Annotated in this window: 16 protein-coding genes; 4 read left to right on the top strand and 12 right to left on the bottom strand. The window is 43.1% G+C overall.

Features of this window, described 5'->3' with window-relative positions; translation table 11 throughout:
• From ACWNM1_RS12130 to ACWNM1_RS12115, 4 genes are all read right to left on the bottom strand, one after another.
• Positions 1 to 629 (bottom strand): IS3 family transposase (locus ACWNM1_RS12130; RefSeq protein ID WP_449601115.1); only part of this gene is annotated, 629 nt, incomplete at its 3' end.
• Positions 545 to 943, bottom strand: a complete 399-nt coding sequence (locus ACWNM1_RS12125) for a helix-turn-helix domain-containing protein (protein WP_449601113.1) — start codon at positions 941 to 943, stop codon at positions 545 to 547. The genes ACWNM1_RS12130 and ACWNM1_RS12125, both read right to left, overlap by 85 nt.
• Positions 944 to 1713: 770 nt before the next feature.
• Positions 1714 to 1986 (bottom strand): hypothetical protein, encoded by a 273-nt coding sequence (locus tag ACWNM1_RS12120; RefSeq protein WP_449601112.1) that lies wholly within the window; start codon positions 1984 to 1986, stop codon positions 1714 to 1716.
• A gap of 498 nt (positions 1987 to 2484) precedes the next feature.
• Positions 2485 to 2667 (bottom strand): hypothetical protein, encoded by a 183-nt coding sequence (locus ACWNM1_RS12115; RefSeq protein WP_449601111.1) that lies wholly within the window; start codon positions 2665 to 2667, stop codon positions 2485 to 2487.
• A 570-nt stretch (positions 2668 to 3237) separates the two neighbouring features.
• On the opposite strand from ACWNM1_RS12115, the gene ACWNM1_RS12110 reads away from it, so the two are divergent.
• Together ACWNM1_RS12110 and ACWNM1_RS12105 are read left to right on the top strand one after the other, a co-directional pair.
• Positions 3238 to 3405, top strand: coding sequence for a DUF4083 family protein (locus tag ACWNM1_RS12110; protein WP_231573285.1), 168 nt, complete (start codon positions 3238 to 3240; stop codon positions 3403 to 3405).
• A gap of 852 nt (positions 3406 to 4257) precedes the next feature.
• A complete protein-coding gene (locus ACWNM1_RS12105; protein ID WP_449601110.1) occupies positions 4258 to 4437 on the top strand; it encodes a hypothetical protein in 180 nt (59 codons plus the stop codon).
• Between the two features lie 515 nt (positions 4438 to 4952).
• On the opposite strand, the gene ACWNM1_RS12100 is transcribed toward ACWNM1_RS12105, so the two are convergent.
• Positions 4953 to 5096 (bottom strand): hypothetical protein, encoded by a 144-nt coding sequence (locus tag ACWNM1_RS12100; protein WP_449601109.1) that lies wholly within the window; start codon positions 5094 to 5096, stop codon positions 4953 to 4955.
• A 136-nt stretch (positions 5097 to 5232) separates the two neighbouring features.
• Here ACWNM1_RS12100 and ACWNM1_RS12095 point away from each other — a divergent pair, with 136 nt between their 5' ends.
• Positions 5233 to 5394, top strand: coding sequence for a hypothetical protein (locus tag ACWNM1_RS12095; RefSeq protein ID WP_405174283.1), 162 nt, complete (start codon positions 5233 to 5235; stop codon positions 5392 to 5394).
• 119 nt (positions 5395 to 5513) lie between these two features.
• On the top strand, positions 5514 to 5774 hold the full coding sequence (locus ACWNM1_RS12090; RefSeq protein ID WP_449601108.1) for a DUF2642 domain-containing protein: 261 nt from the start codon (positions 5514 to 5516) through the stop codon (positions 5772 to 5774).
• 742 nt (positions 5775 to 6516) lie between these two features.
• Here ACWNM1_RS12090 and glnA read toward each other — a convergent pair.
• The 7 genes from glnA to ACWNM1_RS12055 all read right to left on the bottom strand — a co-directional run bounded on the left by glnA (position 6517) and on the right by ACWNM1_RS12055 (position 13364).
• On the bottom strand, positions 6517 to 7845 hold the full coding sequence (glnA, locus tag ACWNM1_RS12085; protein ID WP_042128352.1) for a type I glutamate--ammonia ligase: 1329 nt from the start codon (positions 7843 to 7845) through the stop codon (positions 6517 to 6519).
• Between the two features lie 33 nt (positions 7846 to 7878).
• Entirely contained in the window at positions 7879 to 8289 is a 411-nt protein-coding gene (locus ACWNM1_RS12080) for a MerR family transcriptional regulator (protein WP_042128355.1), read from the bottom strand.
• A gap of 83 nt (positions 8290 to 8372) precedes the next feature.
• Positions 8373 to 9626, bottom strand: a complete 1254-nt coding sequence (locus tag ACWNM1_RS12075; RefSeq protein WP_449601107.1) for a methionine gamma-lyase family protein — start codon at positions 9624 to 9626, stop codon at positions 8373 to 8375.
• Between the two features lie 133 nt (positions 9627 to 9759).
• Complete coding sequence (gene hflX, locus ACWNM1_RS12070; protein ID WP_042188885.1) at positions 9760 to 11049, bottom strand: GTPase HflX; 1290 nt, start codon at positions 11047 to 11049, stop codon at positions 9760 to 9762.
• Positions 11050 to 11089: 40 nt separating this feature from the next.
• The gene (locus ACWNM1_RS12065) at positions 11090 to 12055 is read right to left on the bottom strand and encodes an AAA family ATPase (protein WP_449601106.1); all 966 of its coding nucleotides are present in this window, start codon (positions 12053 to 12055) and stop codon (positions 11090 to 11092) included.
• Positions 12056 to 12148: 93 nt separating this feature from the next.
• Positions 12149 to 12805 (bottom strand): YdcF family protein, encoded by a 657-nt coding sequence (locus ACWNM1_RS12060; protein WP_449601105.1) that lies wholly within the window; start codon positions 12803 to 12805, stop codon positions 12149 to 12151.
• Between the two features lie 4 nt (positions 12806 to 12809).
• Positions 12810 to 13364 carry a DUF402 domain-containing protein gene (locus tag ACWNM1_RS12055; protein WP_042128364.1) on the bottom strand — a complete coding sequence of 185 codons (555 nt, stop codon included), beginning with the start codon at positions 13362 to 13364 and terminating at the stop codon, positions 12810 to 12812.
• Positions 13365 to 13496 lie beyond the last annotated feature (132 nt).

Here is a 13496-nt window from a genome sequence, read left to right as displayed (position 1 = left end):
GACATGCTGATTCGGGCGCCAACCTTTGGCAGCATGTCGTGGTATGCATGGGACGTGTATTGGAATCCCTGATCGCTGTGAACGATCAGTCCAGTCACGTCTTTTTGCTGAGTCCAGGCCTGCTGAAAGGTTCGGAGAACCAGTTCATTGTCGTTCCTAGCGCTCATTTGATAAGCGATAATTTCGTTATTGAACAAATCTTTAATCGCAGAGAGATAGAGCCACTTTTCGCCTACGCGATATTGCGTAATGTCTGTCACCCATTTTTGGTTGGGAGCATCCGCTTTGAAATCCCGTTTCAATATATTTTTCGCCACGCGATCTCCTTCGGAAGTAGCATAATTACAACGATGTTTTCGGCGGATCCTCGAACGAATCCCTAAATCCTGCATAATTCTGAGTACTTTCTTATGATTCATCCAAACCCCGTGGTCTTGCAGCAGGAACAATTGAATTTGGCGATAACCGTAGACTCCGTTATACCTTTCATACACCTTTTGAATCAGCGCCTTTGCTTCCTGATCCCGATCTGTTCCTTTGCGCTTCAAAAAAGCGTAGTATCCACTTCTGGAAACCCTGAAGAGTTTACATAGGTCGCTAACGGCATACTCTTTTGCGGCGCTCTCAATGACTCTATATTTGTCCGTTCCACCTCCTGCATCCAGATTTCCAAACACTTTTTTAACATTTCATTTTCCCGTTTGAGCTTTTGAACATACCTATCTTGATCGATATATCCTTCACGACGCCCCCGTTGATCTAGTAGCCCAAATTCCCCTAGCTCTCGGTATTTTCTCATCCATTTCTTTACTCGCCCTTGGTCTTGAATCTCAAAATGCTCCGTAATTTTCCGATAAGTCCATCTTTCCTCCACATGTAAACGAATGGCCTCTTTTTTGATCTCATCCGAGTATGTTTTAAACTTCTGTCCTTTAATTGCCATAAAAAAAGCACCCCCTAGAATTTCATCGGACAAACCAGGGGTTTTATCCAATGTCTATTCTAAGGGGTGCACTTCACTGACGCATCAGGGCTTTTTTCTGTATAAATACATTCCACCATCAGAGAACATCTTCATGTTTGTACTGATAGGATATGTGTTGTATGCATCTTTGAATCTAACCCAACTTGATCCCCACTTCAGCACTTCTACAGGTTTTCCTGGGCTTTCAGTAAAGATAAAATGTCTATGCCCGTCCGACAATGCTTTTTGAATGTCCTTGTATCTCATTCTACGGATCCCTTTATCACAAATGGACGCTCAGCAGCCTTACCAATAGGTTTGGGATATTTCGAATCTAGGTTTACTCTCTCTTCCTCCGTGAGTTGTGATCTCTTAATCTTTCCTTGCCCACCGCCTGTAGATTCAATCTCCTTGCTTTTGATTCCTGAGTACCAATCGTTTATTATGATTTCCTCGCTTTCGGATTATCAAATTCGCTTGTTCCTCTCTCAACCCGTGCTATATTAAATAAGAGGTGAATTTTATGAACGGCAAGAAAGTTATCATTATTCTTTTGTCCATCTCTTTACTGGGTGTGATTGCTTACTTCGGAATAGCTTATGGATTACTTTGGTATATCTTTAATGGGTAAGATCAATGATTACCCGGGCCCCATTTTACTGGAATTATTCGGTCTGACTCGATGGCCTTCGGCCTAATAGTCAAGTTCCATCTCTTCGATCTGCACTTTGTACCTGTCCCAAGTGTCTTCATCCAAGCATTTTTTTGTAACTACTCAAGCTATGTGCTTGCCCTTCTATGATGTCATTCAAGTCAATGCAGATTGTTCTCTCAAACATCGTGACTTTCATGCCGCCCTCTTCAAACGGATAGGTACCTACGGCTTCTGCGAAGTCCGCCAAGTCTGAAAAATCAAGATGAACGTAGGCATATTCCGTTTTGTTCCTCTGAAATTCCTGAGTATATAGGCCAGTTTCGTTTTCATTGAGCAGATGGTACAAATCTGCATTTACTTCTTTCATCCTCTTCTCCCCTTATACCTCTATTAGTCCAAGAATAATTTAATCAAATTCCCTTTACGATCAAAGTATTTGGTACGCCACCAGGGATGGCAGTTCTCAGCGTAGTATTTCCCCTCGAAGCAAACGTCAATATTTCCCGAGTTATTGCCACCCACCATCACGCCACATTACCCGTCAACCTCGATCTTCATTCCTTGATATGCGAAGTCAATTGCACGGCGCTCGCAAATCTCCCGGAAGGTCGCTGGATTGGTAAACAAGTCACTGACCTTGAAACCGCCGATCTTCCGGCAGCGCAATTTCTTGACTACTGTACCGAACTTCTCTTCCCACAATCCATCCTGAAGGTATTCCCAAAATGAATACTTAGTCTTCCCAGCAGTTTCACCTTATACTGTTCGTCTGAACCAAGGATCATCCCATTCGCTCCACTGGACCCATACTTCATAAGTATTCATCGTGTATCGTCTCCTTTGATTGGGGTCTCAGCCCCCTAAATTAATCCAGCGCTGATACTGTAGGCTCTATACTTACAATCAGATTCATGTTCATGAACACTTGTATTCGAATTCCCTTCATATCCCGATAAAATGCCCATGCCTCAGAATCGTTTTGCGTTGCCATTTCTACCTTTCCATGCAGCGTGTTAATCAAAACGTATACAATGTCATGCTTATCCATGTGTCTCAGCTCCTTTATAAGTTCAGTACAGCCAACTCCATCATTTATATCCTCCTTGTGGGAGAGGAGGGCTATTAACCCATCTCTGTCCCAGTATTTTCGTACTGTGCAGCATGTGGACATCAACCTAAGTTGGCATGATATAATACATTTGTTAATAATTATCATTTTTTTTGAAAGGGGATAAACATGAATAACATAAAGAAGGAAAATCAAAATATTAATAAATGGCTTTCTATTATTTGTCTTATATTAATACCTCTCTCTGTTGGCATCGAAATTGTATTCGATCTTTATCGAGATCCAATACAAATTCTGCTTATGGCGTTAGGTTTTATTAGTTTATCTTGGATAAATGGGTCAAAGTATAAAGAGAAATCTAAGTTGTAAATACTTTTGCTTCACTGTTTGCGTCTACTGCGTCATAAACTTTGGGAGAGGAGTGCTGTAACCTCCTCTATCCCTTAATGTCATGTATCTTCGTACTGCGCAGTAAATAACTTCAAATAAGTTCTTTTTTTTAGTTTTAGTTTGTTATAATAAAACAACAACTATTAATGAGGTGTTATCTTGCAATATATTTTTTTAATACCATTGGCATTTGTTTGGGCGATTCCCTTGGTCTTACTGTTAAAAAGAGATTATCTAACTAAAAACAAGGTTTCAGATAAAAATGCTAGCATAGAGAAAAAATTAGACAGAATAATAGAATTGCTTGAAAAAGATAAGGGTGCATAATCACTTTTATCTTTTTTTATGTCGCAGTATGCGTCTACTGTGCCTTTGGGAGAGGAGGGATACTCCTACTCCCTTAATGATCTGGTGCGGCCCTCGCGTTACTGGGTTTATGCTGTCGGACGATGGCCTTCGCCCCTTAGAACAACGTTAATTGCACATTCTTCAACCGTTCCATTCCGTCTGCAGCATGTCGTTCATCACGCCCTATAGCGATATATTTTCTTCCAGTCCTTGATGCAGCCACAGCCGTTGTACAACTTCAAGCACAATTGTCTAGGACGGTTTCCCCAGGGTTGGTCTAGGTGCGTATGAGGTATTCGCACAACTCCACTGGTTTTTGTTGTTAACTACCGGATAGTACAAGACACTGCGCGGCAATCTCTCAGTCTTTCCAGCCTCGTTTGACCACGGAATTCCATCACCATAAACAGATGATTTATGGTTGTTAGTCCCTGCATTCATTGGTTTATGTCCCTAACTCATTTGAGCATTATAGGTTGGCAGCCTTTTATAAAAGACTAGTATATTTTCATGAGCTTGCAGCGGCATCAGACCTTTGTTTAAGTGACCTGTTGCCTTGTTCTTTTCCCATATCCATTCATATTTAAATAATTTCATATTGCTGGCTGTGGGTGCCTTATCAAATGGGGCTTTAGCAAATAAGACGATTGCCCTGTTATCCTTAATGAACCGTTCCTATGCCTTCCATAGCTGATCAAACGGCAGGATAGAATCCCAAGGGCTCTGCGTTGTGCCGTATGGTAGATCGCATAGGATCATGTCCACACTTCCCATAATTTGTTAATAGTGATAATGTACTTATAATTAATTAATAATAAGGAGATAGTTAAATTGCATAAAAAGAAATATTTTACCCTTTCACCACCGTTCCTCATTCTAGGGATCATCTTGGCTTTCACTCTTCCATACGATAAAAGGTCTTATGCATTATTAGCAACCATGATGGCATTTTGGATTACGTACTATGTTTGGATTTATATAGAGAAGCTGAAACAGAAGAAAAACGAATAGCATTTGTTACGCCTTATGTGTCTACTTAACAATTCAAAGCGTGATAAATGCCGCCTCTGCCCTCTCTCGGGGGCAAATGTTTGTCTTATCCTTTACCTGTGTCATGACGTGTTACTCCCTTCCTTATTTCACTTCAGAACATCCGAAGCCATGTATGTATTGAAAGAACAATTATGCAAACAAGTTGCTCAGCGCCAGGGGTTGGACAAATGCGGAGACTATAATCGGGGGATGCTTGGTGACCTCAAACGATCGATAATGCATGATTACTTTGTCTTCCGGTAACAGTCCTGATTTTTAGAGCGTTGGTTGTTTTGCCATTTCGTTTATCTCTCCTTATGGGCTATGCCCTCAGAATAAAAGTTCCTTGTTGTACATCGGCCTGCATCTGGGTCACTGCTTCTTCATAACTCATCCCAGTAAGCTGCAGGCGTAGGATTTCAACATGTTCCTGAATCATCCCTTGCGTCTCCCTTAACCAAGGAATTCCGGATTTCTCAAGCCACTCAATCATTTCACCAGCCCGGATCTGTGCTCCGAGTGTTATAATTTCGTCTGCATTGAAGCAGTTGCTTTTCAGCTCCTTGTATATCCCTTTCAAAATCAGCGATAATTTCAAGGTTGTAGTCGATATAGAACAGAATCTGCTGCTTATTCATCCGTCAGCGTATTTCCTGCCGCACTCACAACGGTAGTTATCCCATGTTTCCATGTCTTTTCCCTCCCTTGGACTAACAAAACTTATTTTGATAAGCTACGTACAATTGTTAAATAATTGAAATCGGGGTGTTACATATGGATAAAAATAAAAAGTTTTACGGCTTGGGTCTAGGAATTTGCTTTGCTGTTGCTTTTGGATTTGCATTCCACAACATTGCATTAGGTATTGGTTTAGGAATTGTTTTTGGTGTTGCCTTGTCTCAGACAGGTAAACCCAAAACTCCTAAAGATAAATGAGGTTCCGCTTCTGGGGCTATCACCGATTCATGGCTTAGCCTTATTTTGAAAATGGGTTACTGCCCAGTACATTGGCTAGGCATCAGCATAGGATGATGTATAACCAATTGGGAGGTAATATGTTGAACTATCCAATGAACCAAATGAATTCAATGCATCAAATGCACCAAATGCCACAATCCATCGTGGTATACCCTGTTGATCCATATGTTGTAGAAACCTTAAAATCCGTTATTGGAAAACAAGTTGTGTTAGAAACTACTCGTGGTGGAGTCAGCGGATGTATAGTTGATGTCAAACCAGACCATGTTGTGTTAGATACTAGAGGTAGAAAGTTCTTTGTCCGGATATGTGAGATTGTTTGGATCATGCCTGAGTAATTTTCTATTCCAGAGGGGCTGTGAAAACAGCTCTTTTTTCATATCTATTTGCCTCTTGTAGCTAACTGTTCAGCATTCCTGATAACCAATAATATAATAATATTGTTGTTATACGAATTTAATAATCTTCAAATCGATCATTTGGATGATAAGCCCCCTGTGCAGCATAGCCATTAAGAGCATCAGTAAACATTGCAGTGAAGATCTTTAGTTCGTTAGTCTCAAACGACTCAAATAATCTAATCTCGCGGAAATCCACCTCTATCTGCCGTACTCTTTCCTGGTTTGTGTTCAGCGAATATCTTTTGCTTCAAAGGAGATACTTCCTTCTTCACCTTCTTACGGGTGGTACTGCGTTTCGCACATGAAGATAAGCAATAGGTTGTTCTGTAGCTTCCACATGAACTTTAAGTTCCGCACATCGATATTTCGGAAGAATTGCCCAGTCTTTCGGACGTTCCGGACGCTATCCGGGTCTACCTGACTTGCGGCCGGTAACGATATGAAGTACGTACAAGAACGTTTAGGTCATGGTAGTATGAGAATCACAGCGGACATATACACACATATTTCAAAGAAAATAAATGAAAGCAGTGTGGAGAAATATAAGCTCACATGAGATCTATCCTCGAATAGCACCCACTATTTATTTGTGGGCATCGTCATTACAGAGGTCCCTTACTACTCCCACGCCCACACACAAAAAAACCCTCAACGCCATTAGCGTCAAGGGTTTGAAGTTCTAGTAAAGAGTCATGTATTGCGCTCTTTCCCACTCGTGAACTTGTGTACGGTAGATATCCCATTCAATTTCTTTTAGCTCGTAGAAGTGAGCCAAAGCATGTTCGCCGAGAGCTTCGGTGATAACATGACTGCGGATCATTTCGCTAAGTGCTTCTTTCAAATCGGATGGCAAGCTTGGAATGCCTTCTTCGATGCGCTCTTCTTCAGACATCACATAGATGTTACGGTCAATCGGAGCTGGAAGATCAAGCTTACGTTTAATTCCGTCAAGACCTGCTTTCAACATAACAGCAAGTGCGAGGTAAGGGTTAGCTGCTGGGTCCGGGTTACGAACCTCAACACGTGTGCTAAGACCTCTAGAAGCCGGAATACGAATCATTGGGCTACGGTTACTTGCAGACCAAGCTACGTAGCAAGGTGCTTCATAACCAGGAACAAGGCGTTTGTATGAGTTCACTGTTGGGTTAGTAATCGCTGCAAAAGCACGAGCGTGCTTCAAAATACCAGCCATGTAGTAACGTGCAGTTTTGCTCAGACCCAGCTTGTCGCTTTCGTCGTAGAACATGTTTTCTTTGCCTTTAAACAAGGATTGGTGAGCGTGCATACCAGATCCGTTGATACCGAACAATGGTTTAGGCATAAAAGTTGCATGCAGGCCGTGTTGACGGGCTACCGTTTTCACGACGAGCTTAAAGGTTTGAATTTGGTCAGCAGCAGTAATCGCGTCAGCATATTTAAAGTCAATTTCATGCTGGCCCGAAGCTACTTCATGGTGGGAAGCTTCGATTTCAAAGCCCATTTCTTCAAGGGTCAGTACGATTTCACGACGACAGTTTTCCCCTAAATCCGTTGGCGCTAAGTCAAAGTATCCACCTTGGTCGTTCAATTCCGTAGTAGGATTGCCTCTTTCGTCTGTCTTGAATAGAAAGAATTCAGGTTCTGGTCCAACGTTCATAGCTGTGAAACCCATTTCTTCTGCTTCCTTCAGACAACGTTTGAGGATACCACGCGGGTCTCCAGCAAAAGGTGTGCCGTCTGGCATGTAGACGTCACAAATCAGACGAGCTACACGACTATCAGTCACCCAAGGGAAGATTACCCATGTATCTAGGTCGGGGAAGAGATACATATCAGATTCTTCAATCCGTACATAACCTTCGATGGAAGAACCATCAAACATCATTTTATTATCAAGCGCTTTTTCCAATTGGCTAACTGGAATCTCTACATTCTTGATAGTACCTAATAGATCCGTAAATTGCAGACGAATAAAACGAACATTCTCTTCCTTGGCAATGCGTAAAATATCCTCTTTAGAAAAGCTCATGTGATCCTCTCCCTTTCGAACTTCTATATATTATTATTTATTAAAAAACCGGGATAACTCACCTTGAATCAGAGACACTTGTCCCGGTCTTTTACCGGAAACTAGTTCTTGCTTCAGCATTCGGTGAAGCTGGGAATCGGATAACTCTCTACGTCTTACCTCTGTATCAGGGGTAATAACAGTAGCTTCCTCAGATTCCTTAGAGACAGGATTCATTACTTGCTTAATGCCAGCAATATTAACACCCTTCTCGATCAGAGCTTTAATTTCTAACAGGCGCTCAACATCATTAAAAGAGAACAAACGCTGATTCCCCGACGTACGTGCTGGTACGATCAGACTGTGCTGCTCATAATAACGAATTTGTCTCGCGGACAAATCAGTCAGCTTCATTACAATTCCAATAGGAAATAGTGCCATATTTCTGCGGATTTCATCACCCATGACTCATCCAACCTTCCAATGATCTTTTTCTGATCTCATTGTACATTTCCTAATACAGCGTGTCAATGGTATGTGAGATATTCTTACAGCAATTTTCTTTCACGCATACTTTGAAGTGCCATCAAAACGCCATATTTAACATGTGAATAGGTTAACCCGCCTTGCATATAGCCAATATAAGGAGCCCGTATAGGCGCATCTGCAGATAACTCCAAGCTTCCACCTTGTATAAACGTACCTGCAGCCATAATAACAGGATGTTCATAACCTGGCATATCCCAAGGCTCTGGTACCACATGGCTGTCCACAGCCGCAGCGCGTTGTATGCCCTGAACAAAGGCAATTAAGTGTTCTGGTCCATCAAAGGAAACCGCCTGAATCAAATCTGTACGAGGCTCGTTCCACGCTGGCTTTGTCTCAAACCCGCAACGTTGAAATACGGATGCAGCAAAAATACTCCCTTTTAAAGCTTGTCCGACCGTGTGCGGTGCCATGAACAACCCTTGGTAAAGCCCACGTGTTGTTCCTAACATAGCCCCTACTTCACCACCTATGCCAGGAGCGGTTAATCGATAAGCTGCCAATTCCACAAGATCCTGTCGGCCACAAATATAACCGCCTGTCTCAGCAATACCCCCACCCGGATTCTTAATTAACGATCCTGCTACTAGATCCACACCAACCTGTGGAGGCTCAAGCTCTTCGGTAAACTCACCATAACAATTGTCTACGAAGACAATCACTTCCGGTTTCAACACCTTTACCCTCGAAGTCATTTCACCAATTTCAGCCACTGTGAAAGAAGCACGCCAATCATATCCGCGTGACCTTTGGATTCCAATCACTTTAGTATTTTCGTTAATAGCGAGAGCTACCTCATCCCAATCGATCTTGCCACCTGCAGTAAGAGCAACCTCCCGGTAAGTAATTCCGAAATCTGCGAGAGAACCTGTCCCATCCCCTGTGTGACCAATCACCTTATGTAAGGTATCGTACGGACGTCCTGTGATGTATAGCAGCTCATCTCCTGGACGCAGTACACCAAATAGGGCTGTTGATATGGTGTGTGTTCCTGAAGCGAAATGCGGGCGTACCAGTGCAGATTCCGCACCAAAAACGTCAGCATAGACAAGATCCAACACTTCACGGCCACGGTCATTATACGCATACCCCGTTGAACCGGCAAAGTGAAAATCACTGACTTGATGACGCTGGAACGCTTCTATAACCTTCCACTGATTCTTATCTACAATACGATCAAGGGCTTTGACAGCGCCTTCTATTTCAACTTCTGCGGCCTCTGCCGCGCTCAAAATATCCTCTGCAAAAACTACCATTCGTTCTTATTCGCTCCTTACATTTACTTGCCATCATAATGACAGAAAGCGGCAGTAAACTGACGCTTTCCAGATTAGCTATTATTTTATACTTATAAACGAAGCATTTCCACCTTAGGAATGACTGACAAAATTACTGCTGGTCCACAAAATCAGCAAGCATGTAACCCCATTTGTCATAATCCTCTTTATTAAGACGAACGTTATAGAGCACATCGTTTTCATCATAAGTCGTTTCCAGAACCTCTCCCACCCTGTAGAGCAAGGAAGAAATGTCACCTCGGTCTCCGGGAATGCGGAAGTTGAGTGTGTCGCCAGCCAGTTCATCGGCGATCATTTCGGTAATCCGAGTTAAATCTTCAGGATTAAATGCACTGATCTTCAAGTACCCTGTACCTGTAGGCAACATTTCCAGTTGCTCAGGCTGACATAGATCAATTTTATTAAAAAGTACGATTTGCGGTGTACCAGATGCACCAAGATCCTGCAAGATGGATTGGACAATCTCCATCTGCTCCTCACGCATTGGTGAAGAGGCATCCACCACATGTAGCACCAAATTGGCCTCATTCACTTCCTCCAGCGTTGCACGGAAAGATGCGACAAGATCATGCGGAAGATTCTGAATGAAGCCTACAGTATCCGTAAGCACGACCTCTTTACCACCTGCTAGCTCAAGCACACGTGAAGTAGGGTCCAGTGTGGCAAACAACTGGTTTTCAATATAGACATCCGCATCGGTTAGTTGCTTAAGCAGCGTTGATTTCCCTGCATTCGTATACCCAACAAGTGCGACTTGCACCGCTCCCGCCTTGCGGCGACGCTCCCGATGTAGCTCACGAGTCTTAACAACCTCATCCAGCTGGCGTTTCAGCTCCGTAATCCGATCACGAATATGTCGGCGATCGGTTTCCAGCTTACTTTCACCCGGACCTCTGGTACCAATTCCTCCACCTAGTCTGGATAAGTTCTTCCCTTGGCCGGAAAGCCGGGGTAACAGATAGGACAATTGTGCCAGCTCTACCTGAATAATTCCTTCTCTCGTCTTCGCACGCCCCGCAAAAATATCCAGAATAAGCTGCGTCCGGTCAATAATCTTAAGATCCAGAGCCTCCTCAAGGTTCCGTACTTGGGCTCCGGACAATTCTTGATCAAAGATAGCTGTATTAGCCCCGAGAGCATCAGCAGCCATCCGTAGCTCTTCTACTTTACCTTTACCAATAAACCATCTAGAATCAGGCGTTTCCTTGTTTTGACGCAGCACATCCAGAACTTCAACACCAGCGGTTTCGGCTAATTGCACTAATTCCTGTAGTGAAAGCTCTGGATCAATTCCGGTTCGTTTAATTTTATCTGTGACGAGACTTACCAATATCGCTCGATCTTGTACATCTGTTTCCGTATCATGCGTTGTTATTGCCATGTATGTCATGCTCCTTATGACGGTGATAGTATCCTGTAATTCATAATTTGAAATCCTCAGTTCGAAGCGTCATTAATTCCTGCTTGCCTGGGCTGGTACTTTCATACTGGTTTAACAGTCTTACAGCCTGACCCCGAACAGCTTTCTCAATGGCGTTGCGAACATACCGTGCATTACTGAAAGCATGAAGACTCTCCGTCTTCTCTGCTAACAAATGCTGCTTTAACTTGAGTATCGCCTGTGGCATCAAAATATAGTCGCGATCTTTTGCCATGAGTTCAGCAATTTGCAGCAGTTGATCGATAGTATAATCAGGAAATTCCACCTGTATCGGAAACCGTGAAGGCAATCCGGGATTGCTCATCAAAAAATACTCCATCTCTCCAGAGTACCCCGCTAAGATAAGTATAAATTGACTGCGATGATCCTCCATGGCCTTGACGAGCGTATCAATCGCTTCTTTTCCAAAATCCTTTTCTCCACCGCGAGCAAGGCTATAAGCCTCATCGATAAACAAAATACCGCCCAAAGCCTTTTTTACCAGATCGCGAGTCTTCTGTGCAGTATGACCGATGTATTCTCCTACAAGGTCGGCTCTCTCCACCTCAATAAGATGTCCTTTGGTCAGTACACCCATACGCTGGAACAGCTTAGCTACGATTCTAGCCACGGTTGTCTTGCCAGTTCCGGGATTCCCTTTAAAAACCATGTGATAAGCTTGCCCACCGCTTGCAAGTCCTGCCTCAGTTCGCATTTGAGCAATCTGTAACAAGGCGTAGATTTCAAAGACTAGCTCTTTGATATTGTCCAGACCCACTAAACCTTCCAATTCTTGCGTTAACTCTTGGAACAGGCTAGTGTGGCCGTGATTTTTTGGAGGTACCGGCCGACTCTCTCCAGAAGGGTTAGTTATAGCCGGAGGCTCTTGACTCCGTAATACAATATTGATTTGTCGAGACGGTCTTTCATCCTCCCGTCCACTGGCCGCTGCTACGCGTCCGCTCATCGGTATCACCTCATTATCCAGGGCTGACTTCTCTAATCAAGTCTATTCCAGTAATTGAAGTGTTATTAGAAGATTCGGGATTTTTTGGACAAATCACAGGAATAGCTGCTGAAGCTTCCATTTCGTATAGGCTAGAATCTCACGTGTTTTATGTCTTGTCATCGATAGAACAGTGGATTCTGTAAGTCCCAGCTCAGGATTCACAAATCCAAGCTCGTCAGCAATTTCATGAGCCCGCCACCCATGATAAGTATGCGTAATGATTATTGCTGAAGACAAACCCTCACGTGCCATAATCTCTTTACTAAACAAAAGATTCTCGTAAGTGCTGGTAGCTTCATTCTCTACGTAAATGGCGCTATCTGGCACTCCTTTAGCAACCAAATAATTACGCATTCCTTGACCTTCGGTGTATTGTAAATCAGGTTTATCTAAACCACCAGATACAATAAGATTTGGGAACATTCCTTCTTGATAAAGCTTCAGTCCGTAATCCAGCCGTTCCTTAAGTCCTGGACTAGGCTCATCCCCCCACATCGACATGCCAAGAATGATCCCAACATCCGCCTTTTGCATAGGATCTGTCGTGGCAGCTTTATTAATATTGTTTAACGCATAAGCACACCACAACAATCCAGCAATCACAATAATCGATAAAGCGATAAGCAACGTTCGTTTCGTCCAGAATCTGCGTTTTTTGGAAACAATCCGAATCGGGGAAGACCCTCTTCCGTAGACGTACCATTCCATTTCTTTATTTCCTCCTGAATTCTCCATGATGAAATAATTCGGCACGATGCTTCAAAGATAGTGAGAAATAAGGGAAAGCATGAGCATCGATGCCGCGTAAAATAGTATTGGCTGTCTCCCAGGCGAGTTTATAATCACTCTCGGAGATATCTTCCCTCTCCAGCGCTTCCTCTAATTCATCCTCATCAAGCAAGAAAACCTCGCCGTTCCAAAGCACAACCACATCCAGATACAAATCATCAAACCATGGAACGCCTTGGTCTGTGACGCCCTGCACCTTGCAGGTGTCTATGTACCATTGAATGATATTTTGCCGTTCGTCGAACATAGCCGTCACAATATAGTGACTGTCTTTGGGGAAATATTGCAGCCAGGAATAACCTTTATCCGCAATACGATATGTATGCCGTCCATAGCTCTTCCACAGTGGTTCTTTCAGCCCGTAGATGGTATAAAGCGTAATATATCCGCTGAATTCCCGGCTCTCCACATAGCGGCAGGCAAAATGGCGACGCGTAATCCGGCGCCAGTTGGCCCGGTCTCCGAATTTACGTTTCATAGAAATTACCCTCTCCAGTATGGTTTCTTCAGCTTACCACATTTAGAGGATACACTCAAAACATCCCGCAAAATACAGCAAATTTTTATCACAGATCCTATTAGAAAAATATGGAGTTATAAAAGAAAGAAG

Source organism: Paenibacillus sp. Marseille-Q9583, from assembly GCF_976954365.1.
This window is presented reverse-complemented; position numbering and strand designations above follow the sequence as displayed.

Excerpts from the sequence above, each read along its gene's own strand:
- ACWNM1_RS12125 (WP_449601113.1), bottom strand. The coding sequence starts at position 943 with ATGGCAATTAAAGGACAGAAGTTTAAAACATACTCGGATGAGATCAAA.
- ACWNM1_RS12120 (WP_449601112.1), bottom strand. The coding sequence starts at position 1,986 with ATGAAAGAAGTAAATGCAGATTTGTACCATCTGCTCAATGAAAACGAA.
- ACWNM1_RS12115 (WP_449601111.1), bottom strand. The coding sequence starts at position 2,667 with ATGGATAAGCATGACATTGTATACGTTTTGATTAACACGCTGCATGGA.
- ACWNM1_RS12100 (WP_449601109.1), bottom strand. The coding sequence starts at position 5,096 with ATGAATAAGCAGCAGATTCTGTTCTATATCGACTACAACCTTGAAATT.
- ACWNM1_RS12095 (WP_405174283.1), top strand. The coding sequence starts at position 5,233 with ATGGATAAAAATAAAAAGTTTTACGGCTTGGGTCTAGGAATTTGCTTT.
- ACWNM1_RS12090 (WP_449601108.1), top strand. The coding sequence starts at position 5,514 with ATGTTGAACTATCCAATGAACCAAATGAATTCAATGCATCAAATGCAC.
- glnA (WP_042128352.1), bottom strand. The coding sequence starts at position 7,845 with ATGAGCTTTTCTAAAGAGGATATTTTACGCATTGCCAAGGAAGAGAAT.
- ACWNM1_RS12080 (WP_042128355.1), bottom strand. The coding sequence starts at position 8,289 with ATGGGTGATGAAATCCGCAGAAATATGGCACTATTTCCTATTGGAATT.
- ACWNM1_RS12075 (WP_449601107.1), bottom strand. The coding sequence starts at position 9,626 with ATGGTAGTTTTTGCAGAGGATATTTTGAGCGCGGCAGAGGCCGCAGAA.
- hflX (WP_042188885.1), bottom strand. The coding sequence starts at position 11,049 with ATGGCAATAACAACGCATGATACGGAAACAGATGTACAAGATCGAGCG.
- ACWNM1_RS12065 (WP_449601106.1), bottom strand. The coding sequence starts at position 12,055 with ATGAGCGGACGCGTAGCAGCGGCCAGTGGACGGGAGGATGAAAGACCG.
- ACWNM1_RS12060 (WP_449601105.1), bottom strand. The coding sequence starts at position 12,805 with ATGGAATGGTACGTCTACGGAAGAGGGTCTTCCCCGATTCGGATTGTT.
- ACWNM1_RS12055 (WP_042128364.1), bottom strand. The coding sequence starts at position 13,364 with ATGAAACGTAAATTCGGAGACCGGGCCAACTGGCGCCGGATTACGCGT.